Annotated in this window: 14 protein-coding genes; 8 read left to right on the top strand and 6 right to left on the bottom strand. The window is 68.5% G+C overall.

Going from position 1 to position 14746, the window contains the following annotated elements; genetic code table 11:
• The first annotated feature begins 109 nt into the window (after positions 1-109).
• From AC1DGC_RS01865 to AC1DGC_RS01850, 4 genes are all read left to right on the top strand, one after another.
• Entirely contained in the window at positions 110-1453 is a 1344-nt protein-coding gene (locus AC1DGC_RS01865) for a TRZ/ATZ family hydrolase (RefSeq protein ID WP_259203461.1), read from the top strand.
• 16 nt (positions 1454-1469) lie between these two features.
• Entirely contained in the window at positions 1470-2198 is a 729-nt protein-coding gene (ubiG, locus tag AC1DGC_RS01860; protein WP_478047103.1) for a bifunctional 2-polyprenyl-6-hydroxyphenol methylase/3-demethylubiquinol 3-O-methyltransferase UbiG, read from the top strand.
• Entirely contained in the window at positions 2191-2871 is a 681-nt protein-coding gene (locus AC1DGC_RS01855; protein ID WP_259203459.1) for a phosphoglycolate phosphatase, read from the top strand. Before ubiG ends, AC1DGC_RS01855 begins: the two co-directional genes overlap by 8 nt.
• Positions 2872-2998: 127 nt before the next feature.
• Positions 2999-3706, top strand: a complete 708-nt coding sequence (locus AC1DGC_RS01850; protein ID WP_449336149.1) for a squalene/phytoene synthase family protein — start codon at positions 2999-3001, stop codon at positions 3704-3706.
• Positions 3707-3961: 255 nt separating this feature from the next.
• Here the strand turns inward: AC1DGC_RS01850 and AC1DGC_RS01845 are convergent, their stop codons facing one another.
• Genes AC1DGC_RS01845 through yidD form a run of 3 tightly spaced genes read right to left on the bottom strand, consistent with a single transcriptional unit; the run spans position 3962 to position 6412 of the window.
• A complete protein-coding gene (locus AC1DGC_RS01845; protein WP_478047102.1) occupies positions 3962-4807 on the bottom strand; it encodes a M23 family metallopeptidase in 846 nt (281 codons plus the stop codon).
• A complete protein-coding gene (locus AC1DGC_RS01840) occupies positions 4807-6153 on the bottom strand; it encodes a dihydroorotase (RefSeq protein ID WP_259203455.1) in 1347 nt (448 codons plus the stop codon). The genes AC1DGC_RS01845 and AC1DGC_RS01840 overlap by 1 nt, the downstream gene beginning before the upstream one ends.
• Before the next feature lies 1 nt (position 6154).
• The gene (gene yidD, locus AC1DGC_RS01835; protein ID WP_159497283.1) at positions 6155-6412 is read right to left on the bottom strand and encodes a membrane protein insertion efficiency factor YidD; all 258 of its coding nucleotides are present in this window, start codon (positions 6410-6412) and stop codon (positions 6155-6157) included.
• A 271-nt stretch (positions 6413-6683) separates the two neighbouring features.
• Between yidD and dksA the strand changes: the two genes are divergently transcribed.
• Positions 6684-7955 (top strand): RNA polymerase-binding protein DksA, encoded by a 1272-nt coding sequence (gene dksA, locus AC1DGC_RS01830; protein WP_478047101.1) that lies wholly within the window; start codon positions 6684-6686, stop codon positions 7953-7955.
• Between the two features lie 112 nt (positions 7956-8067).
• Here dksA and AC1DGC_RS01825 read toward each other — a convergent pair whose 3' ends face one another.
• The 3 genes from AC1DGC_RS01825 to cysS all read right to left on the bottom strand — a co-directional run bounded on the left by AC1DGC_RS01825 (position 8068) and on the right by cysS (position 11258).
• Complete coding sequence (locus tag AC1DGC_RS01825) at positions 8068-9318, bottom strand: MFS transporter (RefSeq protein ID WP_449336151.1); 1251 nt, start codon at positions 9316-9318, stop codon at positions 8068-8070.
• A complete protein-coding gene (locus AC1DGC_RS01820; protein WP_478047100.1) occupies positions 9315-9764 on the bottom strand; it encodes a SufE family protein in 450 nt (149 codons plus the stop codon). The genes AC1DGC_RS01825 and AC1DGC_RS01820 overlap by 4 nt, the downstream gene beginning before the upstream one ends.
• Positions 9765-9887: 123 nt before the next feature.
• Positions 9888-11258: a cysteine--tRNA ligase gene (gene cysS / locus AC1DGC_RS01815; RefSeq protein ID WP_478047099.1), complete on the bottom strand. Its 1371-nt coding sequence runs from the start codon at positions 11256-11258 to the stop codon at positions 9888-9890.
• 190 nt (positions 11259-11448) lie between these two features.
• Here cysS and AC1DGC_RS01810 point away from each other — a divergent pair, with 190 nt between their 5' ends.
• From AC1DGC_RS01810 to AC1DGC_RS01800, 3 genes are all read left to right on the top strand, one after another.
• Positions 11449-12012 carry a hypothetical protein gene (locus AC1DGC_RS01810; protein WP_394162487.1) on the top strand — a complete coding sequence of 188 codons (564 nt, stop codon included), beginning with the start codon at positions 11449-11451 and terminating at the stop codon, positions 12010-12012.
• A 337-nt stretch (positions 12013-12349) separates the two neighbouring features.
• The gene (locus AC1DGC_RS01805; RefSeq protein ID WP_259203445.1) at positions 12350-13360 is read left to right on the top strand and encodes an N-acetylornithine carbamoyltransferase; all 1011 of its coding nucleotides are present in this window, start codon (positions 12350-12352) and stop codon (positions 13358-13360) included.
• 120 nt (positions 13361-13480) lie between these two features.
• Positions 13481-14674 carry an argininosuccinate synthase gene (locus AC1DGC_RS01800; protein WP_259203443.1) on the top strand — a complete coding sequence of 398 codons (1194 nt, stop codon included), beginning with the start codon at positions 13481-13483 and terminating at the stop codon, positions 14672-14674.
• Positions 14675-14746 lie beyond the last annotated feature (72 nt).

The raw sequence follows: 14746 nt of genomic DNA, 5'->3' as shown, positions 1-14746 counted from the left end.
CGGCACCCGTGCAGCCGACCAACGGTCGGCTCTACGTCCAGAGCGTTCCGTTCCAGAGCGTCCCGGTCGCCCACGCCTTCGGGGCGTCCGCCCAGCACAGTGAGCCCGCATGACCGACACCGCACGCATCCCCGAAACCTGTGACCTGCTGATCGAAGCCGGTTACGTGGTCCCGATCGAACCGCATGCGGTGGTGCTGGAAGACCATGCCGTGGCCGTGCGAGGCAGCGAGATCATCGCGATCCTGCCGCGTGCCGAAGCGCGTGCGCGGTTCGCCCCGGTCCGCACCGTGTCGCGTCCGGACGCGGCGCTGATGCCGGGCCTGGTCAACGCGCACACCCACAACCCGATGACCCTGTTGCGCGGCGTCGCCGATGACCTGCCCTTGATGGTGTGGCTGCAGCAGCACATCTGGCCGGTGGAAGCGGCGGTGATCGGGCCGGAGTTCGTGGCCGACGGCACGACCCTGGCGATCGCCGAGATGCTGCGCGGCGGTACCACCTGCGCCAACGAGAACTACTTCTTCTCCGACGTCCAGGCCGCCGTCTACAAGCAGCATGGCTTCCGCGCGCTGGTCGGTGCGGTGATCATCGATTTTCCCACTGCCTGGGCCAAGACCGACGACGAGTACTTCGCCAAGGCCGGCGAACTGCACGACCAGTGGCGCAACGACCCACTTATCGGCACCTCGTTCGCCCCGCACGCACCGTACACGGTCAACGACGCCAATTTCGAACGCGTGCGCATGCTGTCCGACCAGCTGGACATGCAGGTCCACCTGCACACGCATGAGACCGCGCAGGAAATCAGCGACTCGCTCAAGCTGCACGGCCAGCGCCCGCTGGCGCGGCTGGATCGCCTCGGCCTGGTCAACGACCGCCTGATCGCGGTGCACATGACCCAGCTGACCGAGGCGGAAATCCACCTGTGCGCCGAGCGTGGCGTCAGCGTGGTGCATTGCCCCGAATCCAACCTCAAGCTGGCCTCCGGCTTCTGCCCGGCCTGCGCCCTGCAGCGCGCCGGGGTGAACCTGGCCATCGGCACCGACGGCTGCGCCAGCAACAACGACCTGGACATGTTCAGCGAGAACCGCACCGCGGCGATCCTGGCCAAGGCCGTGGCCAACGATGCCACCGCGCTGGATGCGGCCACCACGCTGCGTGCAGCCACCCTGGGCGGCGCCCGCGCGCTGGGCTTCGGCGACCGCATCGGCTCGATCGAGGTCGGCAAGCAGGCCGACCTGGTCTGCGTGGACCTGTCCGCGCTGGAGACCCAGCCGCTGCACCATGTGCTGTCGCAGCTGGTGTATGCCGCCGGTCGTCACCAGGTCAGCGATGTCTGGATCGCCGGGCAGCCCAAGCTGGTCCAGCGCGAGCTGGTCGGCATGGATACCGCCGCGATCGTCGCCAACGCCCGCCAGTGGCGCGAGCGCATCCGCCACATCCGTGCTTGATGCACCAAGGACCCCCATGACTACCCCACACGCTTCCACCAATTTCGATCAGGCCGAACTGGACAAGTTCGCCGCGCTCGCCAATCGCTGGTGGGACAGTGACGGCCCGCAGAAGCCGCTGCATGCCCTCAACCCGGTGCGCCTGCAGTACGTGGCCAGGCGCGTGGCGCTGCGCGGCGCGCGCGTGCTCGACATCGGCTGCGGTGGCGGCCTGCTCAGCGAGGCACTGGCGCGCGAAGGCGCCGACGTCACCGCGATCGACCTGGCGCCCGAGCTACTCAAGGTGGCGCGCCTGCACAGCCTGGAATCGGGGGTGACGGTGGACTACCGCCTGCAGGCCGCCGAGGACCTGGCCGCCGAACAGCCCGGCAGCTTCGACGTGGTCACCTGCATGGAGATGCTCGAGCACGTACCCGACCCGGGCGCGATCATCGCCGCCTGCCACCGCCTGCTCAAGCCCGGCGGGCAGCTGTTCCTGTCCACCGTCAACCGCACCCCGGCCGCCTTCGCCGTGGCGATCGTCGGTGCCGAGTACGTGGCGCGGCTGCTGCCCAAGGGCACGCACCACTACCAGGATTTCATCAAGCCGGCCGAGCTGGGCAAGTGGCTGCGCGAGGCCGATTTCAACCTGCGCGATGTCAGCGGCATGGCCTACGAGCCGTGGCGCAACCGCGCACGCTTGAGCAGCCGCACCGACATCAACTACCTGGCCCATGCGGTCAAGCCGGACGCTGCGGGTGTCTGAGTCCGGTTTCCCGCAGGCGGTGTTGTTCGACCTCGATGGCACGCTGCTGGACAGCGCGCCGGACATGCTGGCCACCGCCAATGCGATGCTGGCCGCGCGCGGGCGTGCCCCGATCAGCCTGGACGCGCTGCGCCCGGTGGTCTCCAAGGGCTCTCGGGCGATGGTCTCGGTGGCGTTCCCGGCGTTGGGGCAGGTCGAGCGCGACGCGCTGGTGCCCGAGTTCCTGGACCGCTACGAGGCCCTGATCGGCCAGCACGCGGTGGTGTTCGACGGCGTCGCCGGCATGCTCGATGCGCTGGATGCGGCTGGGTGCGCGTGGGGCATCGTCACCAACAAGCCCGAATACCTGGCCCGCCTGATCGTGCCCCAGCTGGGCTGGGAAGCGCGCTGCAAGGTGCTGATTGGCGGCGATACGCTGGCCCAGCGCAAGCCGCACCCGCTGCCGTTGCTGGTCGCCGCCGAGCGCATGCGGATCGACCCGGCCACCTGCATCTATGTGGGCGACGACGAGCGCGATATCGTGGCCGCCAATGCCGCCGGCATGGCCTCAGTGGCCGCCCTGTGGGGCTACCGGCTGGAGGCCGACGACCCGTTGGCGTGGGGCGCGGAGAGCATGATCGCGCACCCCGCGCAGCTGCAGCGCGGCGACGCCTGGCCGCTGGCGCGCGCCTGACCGCCCGCCAGGCATCGGCGGTTGGCCGATGCGCAGCGCAACCCAGGCATGCACCGGTGATCGGCCGGTGCGTACCCCCGGTAGCCGCCGAGCCTGGCTCGGCCAATTTCTTCCAAGGATTTTCCCCGTGACAACTTCCAGCGCCCTCGACAGTTTCCTGGACAAGTGGCGGACCCGCTGGCCGGAATGGTCGGTGGCCGAGCCGTTCGTTCCCGAGGCCCAGCGCAGCCTGGCCGTGGCGTGGTTTGCGCTGCTGCAGGAGTTCGACGACATCCTCAATACCAACGGCGATCCAACCCCTGCCGACGCCAAGCTGGCCTGGTGGGGCGAAGAACTGCGCAGCTGGGCCGGGCAGCGCTCGCGGCATCCGCTGGGGCGTTTGCTGGAGCCGGTGCGCGCGCCATGGGCGGAACTGGCGCAGGCGCTGCCGGACCTGGTCGAGGCCCGCGCCGCGTCTGTGGCACCGGCCCAGGCGCTGCACGCGCTGCAGGCCTATGCGGGCGCGGTGGCGGCGGTGGAGGCGGTGATGTTCGAGGCGCCGGCGCGCGGCGATGTGACCACCCCCGTGCTGGTGCAGACGCTGGCCCAGCGACTGCAGGAGGCCGGTGTCGCCGCCGTGCCGCGCGCGCTGCTGGACGCTGGCAGCGACACGGCCGCGCAGCGCTGGGCGCAGCACTTGCTGGCGCGGTGGCCGGCGCGCGTCGCCGGCCCGCGCGTGCGCCGCATGTACGCGTCGCTGGCGAGAACGCGGCTGCAGGCGCGTGCGCAGGGCAGCGAGCCCAAGGTCACGCCGCTGCGGACGCTGCTGCGCACGTGGTGGGCCGGTCGGGGCTGATCGCGGCGCGACCCGTGCATGGGGCCGGCACTGGACGGCATTGGCCGCCCATACACCGCGGTACAGCGAGGCACTGAGCGCCCCGGCGGCGCGGCACAGTGAGGTACTGGCGCCCCATGTGCCTCGTCATCTGACGGCGCGGACCGCCAGGGTCGGTTCCCGAACGACTGCCGACCGTGTCGATCGGCGCGGGGACGCATGGCCTCTCCCGGCAGCGCTGCACCGGCCGCGCCCAGCATTGCCGGCATGCCGCCATCACTTGCCGCGTTCAAGCACCAGCAGCGGATCGATGCGGGTATCGAACCAGTTCATGCCCCAGTGCAGGTGCGGGCCAGTGGCACGGCCGGTGGCGCCGACCGCGGCGATCACCTGACCCTGCTCGACACGGTCACCCACCTTCACGTCGATCCGCGACAGGTGCAGGAAATTGGAGCTGATGCCGTAACCGTGGTCCAGCAGCAGCGTGCCGCCGGTGAGGTACAGGTCCGGGCCGGCGAAGGTGACCACGCCGGCGGCCGGAGCCTTCACGGGGGTGCCGGTGGGCACCGCGATGTCCATGCCGGAGTGGCCGGCGCCGGGCTGGCCGTTGTACACGCGGGCATTGCCGAAGCGCCCGCTGATGCGCCCCTGCACCGGCCAGATGAAGGCCTGCGCGAAATCCGGCCGGTCATCGTCGCGCGCACGCGCGGCGGTCACCTGGGCCTGTTCGCGCTTGATCCGTTCGGCGATCGCCGGGGGCGGGTTGACGGTTTTCGGCGGCACCCCGTTGACCCGTTCGGTCGGCCAGTCGCGCGGGGTGACCGCGATGGTCACGGTGTCGCTGCCGCCGTCCGGGCGCCGCACCTGCACCTGCAACGGACCCTTCTCGTCACGGCCGATGCCGAACACCACGCTGCCATAGCCGCTCACCCGCAGCGTGCGGCCGGCGTACTGCACCGTGCTGTCGGCGGGAACCTTGCCGATGACCATTGCGCCCTGCGAGGCGCTGGCCGGAAACACCACCCGGCTGTCGGCCTGGGCGAGGGCGGGCGAGGGCAGCAGCGCGGCCACGCCCGCAGCGCCCGCCGCGAGCAGGCCCAGGCCAAGCAACGTCGCCCGCATCAGCGGTCGAAGCTCAGGCGCTGCCCGTTCGGCGCGCCGACCAGCTGCTCGCCGTCCCAGGCCAGCTCGCCATTGATCCAGGTCGAGGCGATCCGCGAGCGGAAGGTCATGCCTTCGAACGGCGACCAGCCGCACTTGGACAGCACGTCCTCGCGCTTGACCGTGAACGGCACGTCCTCCACCAGCACCAGGTCGGCGAAGTAGCCTTCGCGCAGGTAGCCACGCTGGCTCACGTCGAACAGCTGCGCCGGCGCGTGGGCGAACTTCTGCACCACCTGGGTGATCTCCAGCTTGCCTTCGTGGACCAGTTCCAGCGCGGCGACCAGCGCGTACTGCACCAGCGGCAGGCCGGACGGCGCCTGCGGGTAGGGCTTCTGCTTCTCTTCCCAGGTGTGCGGGGCGTGGTCGGTGGCCAGCACGTCGATCACGTCCTCGGCCACCGCGCGGGTGAGCGCTTCGCGGTCGCTGGCTTCCTTGATCGCCGGGTTGCACTTGATCAGGTTGCCCAGCCGCGCGTAATCGCTGCGGTCGAAGCGCAGGAAGTGGATGCAGGTTTCAGCGGTGATCTGCTTGCGGCTGCCGTCGGCGCGGATCAGCGGGCCGCGCTCGAACAGCGTGAGTTCGTCGGCCGTGGAGATGTGCAGCACGTGCAGGCGGGTGCCGTGCTTTTTCGCCAGCGACACGGCCAGCTCGGAGGACTTCAGGCAGGCCTCGCGCGAGCGGATGTCCGGGTGCTGTTCGGCACTGAGCGCATCGCCGTACTTCTCGGCGTACTCCCTGGCCTTGGCATCGATCATCGGGGTGTCTTCGCAATGCGTGATGATCGGGGTGGGCGCGTCGCGGAAGATCGCGTCCAGGGTGTCCGGGTCGTCGACCAGCATGTTGCCGGTCGAAGCGCCCATGAACACCTTGATGCCCGGCGCGGTCTTGGGATCCAGCGACTGGATGTGGGCCAGGTTGTCGTTGCTGGCGCCCATGTAGAAGCCGTAGTTGGCGCGCGCACGGCCGGCCGCGGCGTCGTACTTGGCCTGCAGGATCTCGGCATTCAAGGTGGGCGGGTTGGTGTTGGGCATGTCCATGAAGCTGGTCAGCCCGCCGGCCACGGCCGCGGCCGATTCGGTGGCGATGTCGCCCTTGTGGGTCAGGCCGGGTTCGCGGAAGTGGACCTGGTCGTCGATCATGCCCGGCAGCAGCCAGCGGCCGGCGGCGTCGACGACGGTTTCGCCCGGACGGGCCTCCAGGCCGGCGCCGATCTGGGCGATGCGCCCGTTCTCGATGCGCAGGTCGCCCTGGGTGATGGCGCCTTCGTTGACCAGGCGGGCGTTGACGATGAGCGTGGAGGACATTTCAGTGTTTTCCTGTGCAGCGGCAGGGGGCGTCATGCGCGGCGCGCGGCGGCACCTCGTCGATGCCACCGGGGTGGAAGGGATGGCAGCGGCCCAGCCGGCGCGCAGCCAGCCAGCTGCCGCGCGCGGGGCCATGTGTGGCGATGGCTTGCATGGCGTATTCAGAACAGCTGGGCATGAAGCGGCAGCGCGGCCCCAGCAACGGGCTGATGAAGCGCTTGTAGAAGCGCAGCAGGGCGATGAGCAGGCGGGAGATCACCTGCCAATCTTAGAGCAGTTGGCATGAAGGCCGCATTTGTCGCAGGATGGGCCGTTGGCCCCCTCCGCGTCCACGCGCGTGGCGGGCCGCCCCGGCTGTTGGCCGGGTCAGGTACCGAACTGCGCAAGACGGTCCGCCCCCGCGGTGGATTGGCTGCACGCCTTGCGACTCCGGGGCTGAACGGAGTAGGCGGTGTGGTTGCTGCTGCTGGTCGGGTAGGCTATAAAGGCCCGCTTTCCCGGGCCCCGGGGAATCCAAGGAAGAGCGTTTCGTGGCTGCTAAAAAAACTGCAAAGAAGGCCGTCAAGGCCGCCAAGAAAACCGCCAAGCCTGTTGCTAAGAAGTTGGCGGCCAAGTCCGTTGCCAAGAAACCGGCCTCCAAGCCGGCTGGCAAGCCTGCATCCAAACAACCGGCGGCCAGGACGGCACCCGTGAAAAAACCGGTCGCCAAGACCCCGGCCAAGGCGGTGAAGAAAGCCGTCGCCAAGAAGCCGGTCGTCGCCAAGGCGCCGGCAAAGAAAGCTGCACCGGCCAAGAAGGTCGTGGCCAAGAAGGCCGTGGCCAAGAAGGCAGCGGTGGCCAAGCCGTCCAAGCCGGTCGCCAAGCCGGTCGCCAAGGCGCCGGTGAAGAAGGCCGCACCGGCGACCGTGGCAAAGAAATCCGTGAAGCCGGCCGCTGCCAAGCCGGCTTCCAAGCCTGCACCTGTGAAGAAGGTGGCGGCCAAGCAGCCGCCGGCCAAGCCGGTGAAGGCAGCCAAGACCGCCAGCAAGCCCGTGGCAACCAAGCCGGCCGCAACGCCGGTGGCAGCACCCGTAGTGAAGTCCGCACCGAAGCCGGCATCGCCGGCGCCGGCCAAGTCTGTCCCGGCCAAGAGTGCGGCCACGCCTGTTACCCCTCCGGCCTCCGCGCCGGCGCCGGTAACGGCCGCCCCCGCCTCCAAGGCCCCGCAAAACAAGAATCCCGTGCCCGTTTCGAAATCGCCTGCAAAAACCCCCGCCAAGTCCGAGTCCGCCCCCAAGCCTGTTTCGCGTCCGGTCGGCAAGGTCGCCGTTGCCGTCGCCGCGCGTTCGGCCGCCCCGGCCCCGCGCACCAAGGTGAAGGTGGTGGAATACAAGACTGACGAAGCCACCGGTCGTCCGATCCTGCCTGACGGCTACAAGCCGAGCGCGGAAGAGGAGTACATGAGCCCGCTGCAGCTGGAGTATTTCCGCCAGCGCCTGCAGCACTGGCGCAATGATCTGGTGGAGGAATCCAAGCAGACCATCGCGAACCTGCAGGAAGAAGTGCGCGACATCGGCGATGAAGCCGAACGCGCCACCCGCGAGACCGAAAACTCGCTGGAACTGCGGACCCGCGACCGTTACCGCAAGCTGATCGGCAAGATCAACAGCACGCTGAAGCGTCTGGAAGATGGTGACTACGGTTACTGCGTCGATACGGGCGAGGAAATCGGCCTGGATCGCCTGGAAGCCCGCCTCACCGCCGAACGCACCATCGACGCCCAGGAGCGTTGGGAGCACCTGCAGAAGCAGCAGGGCGACTGATCGCTGGTCGTGGTGGAGTGCATGGAAAAAACCCGGCTTCGGCCGGGTTTTTTTTGCATGTTGGTCGCGATTGGCGCGTGGATGGGGCAAGGCATCCACGCATGGCGTGGATCTACAGGTCGCCGAGGTTTAGGCGGCGCAGGGTGGGGTTCTTCCAGGCGGTGATGCCGGCCACGCTCAGCACCGCGCAACCGCCCAGCACCACCGCCGGGACCAGGCCGAGCAGCCGGGCCATCGTGCCGGCGTAGAACGCGCCCAGTTCGTTGGAGGAGCTGATGAAGATGCCGTTGATCGAGGAGACCCGGCCGCGCATCGCTTCCGGCGTGGCCAACTGCAGGATCGTCGAGCGGATCACCACCGAGACCCCGTCGAAGGCACCGTAGAACAGCAGGATCACCGCCGACAGCCAGAAACTGTGCGACAGCCCGAAGCCGATCACGCACAGCCCGAACCCGGCCACCGCAAACAGCAGCACCCGGCCGGCATTGCGCTGCAGTGGCCGGCGCGCCAGCCACAGCCCCACGCACACCGAGCCCAGCGCCGGTGCCGCACGCAGGACGCCCAGGCCTTCCGGGCCGTGGTGCAGGATCTCGTGCAGGAACGCCGGCAGCATCGCGACCACGCCACCCAGCAGTACCGAGAACATGTCCAGCGCCATCGCCCCGACCATGATCCGGTTGCCCAGCACGAAGCGGCCGCCCTCGGCGATGCTCTTGAAGATGGGGGCCGCCGGCCCGGTGTGCACCGGCTCGGACACGCGCAGCACGCCCAGGCAGCCCACGGCCAGCAGCGCCACCGACGCGGCCACGCCGTACGCCACGCCCGTGCCGCCCCAGGCCACCAGCACGCCACCCAACGCCGGCCCGGCCACCATGCCGGTCTGGAACATCACCGCGCCGAGCCCGGCGCCGCGCGCGTATTGCGGGCGTTCGAGCACGCGCGCAAACAGCGCGTTGTAGATCGGCGAGAGGAACGCGCGGACCATGCCGGTCATCGCGATCGCCGCATAGATCGGCCATACCCCGTGGAAGGGCAGCCAGCCCTTGGCCACCGCGGTCAGCACCACCGCCGTGAGCACCAGCCCGCTGGCGGCGACCATGCCCAGCCTGCGCCGCGGCAGGTGGTCCACCAGGTAACCGGCGAACGGGGCCACGCAGAAGAACGGCAGCACCTCGGCCAGGCCCACCAGGCCCAGCGAGAACGGATTGCGGGTGACCTCGTAGATGTGCCAGCCCACCGTCACCGCGACGATCTGGTAGGACAGCATCGCGCAGATGCGGTAGGCCAGCAGCAGCGAGAAGCCGGGGCGGGCCAGCAGGGCCAGCGCGCCATCGGCACGGTCGGCGGGGGCGTCGGTACTCACGAGGCGGCGTGCTGCGACTGCGCCGTCTCGCGGATGAAGGCGAGCATGGCGGCCACGCCATTGCTGCGGGTCGGCGACAGGTGGCGCGACAGGCCGATGTCCTGGATGTAGGTCGGTTCGGTGGCCAGGATGTCGGCGGCCGAGCGGCCCGAGTACACCCGCAGCGCCAGGTAGATCAACCCGGAGACGATCGCCGAGTCGCTGATGGCGTGGAAGCGCAGCTGCTGCGCGTTGCCTTCGGGCACGATCCAGACCATCGACTGGCAGCCGAGCAGGCGGTGCTGCTCGGTCTTCCACTCGTCCGGGAAGGTGGGCAGCTTGCGGCCCAGATCGATCAGGTACTGGTAGCGCTCGGACCAGTCGCCGAAGAAGGCGAACTCCTCGGCGATGGCGGCCTGGGCCTCGGCGGCGGTGGCTTCAAGCGGGAACAGGGATGCGGTGGTCATGGGGGGGGCTCCAGGCCGGTGCGCGCCTTCCGTGGTCTGGCCTTGATGGTTCGGGGGAGGCACCCGGCCATCCGTGGCCGGGTCTGTGTCGAGGGGGTGCCCGGCCGCTGGCCGGGCGGCCGTTCAGCGCTTGCGTACCCAGCGCACGCCCTGCGCGGTGTCTTCCAGGACGATGCCCTCGGCGGCAAGCTGGTCGCGGAGGGCATCGGCGCGGGCGAAGTCGCGCGCCTGCTTGGCCGCGCTACGCGCGTCGATCAGGGCCTGGATGCGGGCATCGTCGTCGGCGTCGCCGGGGGCATTGCCGAACCATGCCGCTGGATCCTGCTGCAGCAGCCCCAGCGCGAGGCCGGCGCCGAGCAGCGCGGTCTTCCAGTGCGCCTGTTCGGCCGGGGCCGCCTTGCGCGCCTCGGCGGCGATGCGGGCCAGTTCGGCCAGCGCCTGCGGCGTATTGAGGTCATCGTCCAGCGCCGCCTCGATCTCGGCCGGGATCACCGCCGTCGCCGGCACGTCGGCCAGGTCGCGCAGGGTGCCGTACAGGCGGTCCAGGGTGCGGGTGGACTGCTCGATCAGCGCGTCGGACCAGTCCAGCGGCTGCCGGTAATGGGCCGACAGCAGCGCGTGGCGCAGCGCTTCCGGCGCATGCTTGCGCACCAGGTCGTGGACGCGCTCGATGTTGCCGATCGACTTGCTCATCTTGGCGCCGCCGAAGTTGAGCATGCCGTTGTGCAGCCAGAAGCGGGCGAAGGTCTTGCCGCCGTGGGCGCACTCGCTCTGCGCGATCTCGTTCTCGTGGTGCGGGAACTGCAGGTCCACGCCGCCGGCGTGGATGTCGATGGTCGGGCCCAGGTGGGCGGCGGCCATGGCCGAGCACTCGATGTGCCAGCCCGGGCGGCCCCGGCCCCAGGGCGAGTCCCAGCCGGGTAGGTCGTCGCTGGAGGGTTTCCACAGCACGAAATCGCCGGGGTCGCGCTTGTACGGGGCCACGTCCACCCGCGCGCCGGCCAGCATCTCGTCCGGATCACGGCGGGAAAGCTTGCCGTAGTCGGCATAGGAGGCGACCGAGAACAGCACGTGGCCCTCGGCGGCATAGGCATGCCCGACGGCGACCAGTTGTTCGATCATCGTCACGATCTGCGGGATGTGCGCGGTGGCTTCCGGCTCGATGTCCGGCGGGGCCACGCCCAGCGCCCCCATGTCCTCGCGGTAGGCGGCGGCGAAGCGGTCGGTGATGGTCGAGATCGGCACGCCCTGTTCACGCGCGGCGGCGTTGATCTTGTCATCCACGTCGGTGATGTTGCGGGCGTAGCGCAGGCTTCCGAAACGGCGCCGCAGCAGGGCCGCCAGCACCCCGAAGACCACCGGGCCACGGGCGTTGCCGATGTGGACGTAGTTGTAGACCGTGGGGCCGCAGACATACAGGGTCGGACAGGTCGGATCGAGCGGGGTGAACGGTTCGAGCTGGCGAGTCAGGTTGTTGTGCAGGCGCAGGGTCATGGGGTCGGTGGTGGGGAGGGAAGGGGGGGCAAGCCCTCGATTTTAGATCACATCGCGGCCCAGCGCCGGGGCCCGCCGCCTGTCCCGCACGGTAACCGGCTATGGGCAGAATCGTCGCGGAAGGGTAATGTTCAGCCCCTTGTGCCTGGCACTGCCTAAACTATCCGCCTTGTCCTCTAACCTGTTGCCAATGAAATCCACTTCGTTGTTGACGCTGGCCTGCCTGCTGGGAGGTGCCGCCTTCATGGCGTGTGCCCAGGACGGCGAGGTCCGTAACCGGGTGGTGATCGTGGAGAACGTCAAGTTCGACTACGCGCAGGTGCTCAACGTCGAGCCGGTGTTCCAGACGTTGCGCGCCACCCGCACCGAAGAGCATTGCGAGCCGGTCTCCACGCGCACGCTGGCCCCGGTCAATGTGACCGGCGAGGAACCCCAGGAGGACAAGGGCCGTTTCGGCCGCTTCATGGACTCGGTGCGCTCGATCTTCCGCCGTGAAGACGGCACCGAGGAAGAGCTGCCGGTGGCCGAAGCCCCGGCCCCGGCCGCCAACAACGGCCCGCTGCTCACCCGCGAATGCCGGATCATTCCGGTCGGCCGCGAGTTCCGCCGCCCCATCGCCTACGACGTGGATTACGTCTACAAGGGCACCAAGTACCGCTCGCGGCTCCCGGAGGATCCGGGCAACCGGCTCAAGATCCGCGTCTCGATCACCCCGTGGATCGGCGCCGAGCAGGGCAGCGCGGCCAATCCGTGAGGCCCGCGGCCTGAATATTCCCTTCAGGCCTTGCACCCACCCCGTACGCATGCAAAGATTGGCGGCCATGAAACTCACCGACTTCCAGCACGACACCAGCGCCGCCCGTATGGCGACCGGCATGACGTCGCGTGCCCGCCGACCGGAACCCCACATTTTCGCTGGGTAACCGGAGCTTCGTGCTGTCTGTTCGGAAAACCCAGCCCCCGCGCTGGGTTTTTTCGTTTCTACGATCTGAAAAGTTTCATCTGTATGTGTTTGTTTGAGCCCTGAACGCGCCCCGGCGCCCCCAACCTCCGCCGGCAACGGTGGAAAACCAGCCGCAAAGGATCGATCGATGTCCCTGAAGCACTTCCTGAACACCCAGGATTGGAGCCGCACCGACCTGGATGCCCTGCTGACCCAGGCCGCGCTGTTCAAGCGCAACAAACTGGGCGAGGAGCTCAAGGGCAAATCGATTGCCCTGGTGTTCTTCAACCCGTCCATGCGCACCCGCACCAGCTTCGAGCTGGGGGCGTTCCAGCTGGGCGGCCACGCGATCGTGCTGCAGCCGGGCAAGGATGCATGGCCGATCGAGTTCAACCTGGGCTCGGTGATGGACGGGGATACCGAAGAGCACATCGCCGAAGTGGCCCGGGTGCTGGGCCGCTACGTCGACCTGATCGGCGTGCGCGCGTTCCCGAAGTTCATCGACTGGACCAAGGACCGCGAGGACGAGGTGCTCAAGAGCTTCGCCAAGTACTCGCCGGTGCCGGTGATCAACATGGAAACCATCACCCACCCGTGCCAGGAACTGGCCCACGTGATGGCGCTGCAGGAACACTTCGGTACCCAGGACCTGCGCGGCAAGAAGTACGTGCTGACCTGGACCTACCACCCCAAGCCGCTCAACACCGCCGTGGCCAACTCGGCGCTGACCATCGCCACCCGCATGGGCATGGACGTGACCCTGCTGTGCCCGACCCCGGACTACGTGCTCGATGAGCGCTACATGGGCTGGGCCGAGCAGAACGTGGCCGAGAGCGGCGGTTCGCTGCAGGTCAGCCACGACATCGCCAGCGCCTACGCCGGCGCTGACGTGGTGTACGCCAAGAGCTGGGGCGCGCTGCCGTTCTTCGGCAACTGGGAGCCGGAAAAGCCCATCCGCGACCAGTACAAGCACTTCATCGTGGACGAGGCCAAGATGGCCTTGACCAACAACGGCGTCTTCAGCCACTGCCTGCCGCTGCGCCGCAACGTGAAGGCCACCGACGGGGTGATGGACTCGGCGCAGTGCATCGCCATCAACGAGGCCGAGAACCGCCTGCACGTGCAGAAGGCGATCATGTCGGCATTGATCGGCCGGTAACGCCAGCCAGGGGTAGGGCCGACCGTGGGTCGGCTGCTCCCCAACCGGCGCATCGAATATTCCAGCCGACCAACGGTCGGCTCTACCGAAATTTTTATCCCCCTATCGGACCTGACCCCCATGAGCAATAAAGACATCGTCCTGGCCTTCTCCGGCGGACTCGACACCAGCTTCTGCGTGCCTTATCTGCAGGAGCGCGGCTACAACGTGCACACCGTGTTCGCCGATACCGGCGGCGTGGATGACGAAGAGCGCGATTTCATCGAGAAGCGCGCCGCCGAGCTGGGTGTGACCAGCCATGTCACCGTCGACGGCGGCCCGGCCATCTGGAACGGCTTCGTCAAGCCGTTCGTGTGGGCCGGCGAAGGCTACCAGGGCCAGTACCCGCTGCTGGTGTCCGACCGCTACCTGATCGTGGATGCCGCACTCAAGCGCGCCGCCGAACTGGGCACCAACATCATCGCCCACGGCTGCACCGGCATGGGCAACGACCAGGTCCGCTTCGACCTGGCCGTGAAGGCACTGGGCGACTACCAGATCGTCGCTCCGATCCGCGAGATCCAGAAGGAACACACCCAGACCCGCGCCTACGAGCAGAAGTACCTGGAAGAGCGCGGCTTCGGCGTGCGCGCCAAGCAGCAGGCCTACACCATCAACGAAAACCTGCTCGGCCTGACCATGTCCGGCGGCGAGATCGACCGGTGGGAAGCACCGGGCGAAGGCGCCCGTGGCTGGTGCGCGCCGCGCAGCGCGTGGCCGATCGAGCCGCTGACCGTCAAGCTGAAGTTCGTCGCAGGCGAGGCGGTCGAGCTGGACGGCAAGGCGCTGCCGGGTGAGCAGATCCTGGCCAAGCTCAACAAGCTGTTCGCCCCGTACGGCGTCGGCCGTGGCGTGTACACCGGCGATACCGTGATCGGCCTGAAGGGCCGCATCGTGTTCGAGGCCCCGGGCCTGGTCTCGTTGCTGGCCGCGCACCGCGCGCTGGAAGATGCGGTGCTGACCAAGCAGCAGAACCGCTTCAAGCCGGACGTGGCGCGCAAGTGGGTGGAGCTGGTGTACGAAGGCTTCTACCACGACCCGCTCAAGACCGACATCGAAGCCTTCCTGAAGTCCTCGCAGGCCAAGGTCAACGGCGAAGTGGTGCTGGAAACCCGCGGTGGCCGCGTCGATGCGGTGGCGGTGAAGTCGCCGCACCTGCTCAACACCAAGGGCGCTACCTATGCGCAGTCGGCCGACTGGGGCGTGGAAGAAGCCGAAGGCTTCATCAAGCTGTTCGGCATGAGCTCCACGTTGTACGCGCAGGTGAATCGCTGAGGCGATCGAGTGATCTTGCCGGCGGATGTTGAGTCCGCCGGCGCCGAATTTTCGCGCCATGGCCCTGGCCAT

The sequence above is a fragment of the Stenotrophomonas sp. 05N37 genome (assembly GCF_056397365.1).
Note: the sequence above shows the minus strand (reverse complement) of the source record. Positions and strands in the feature narration are given on the sequence as shown.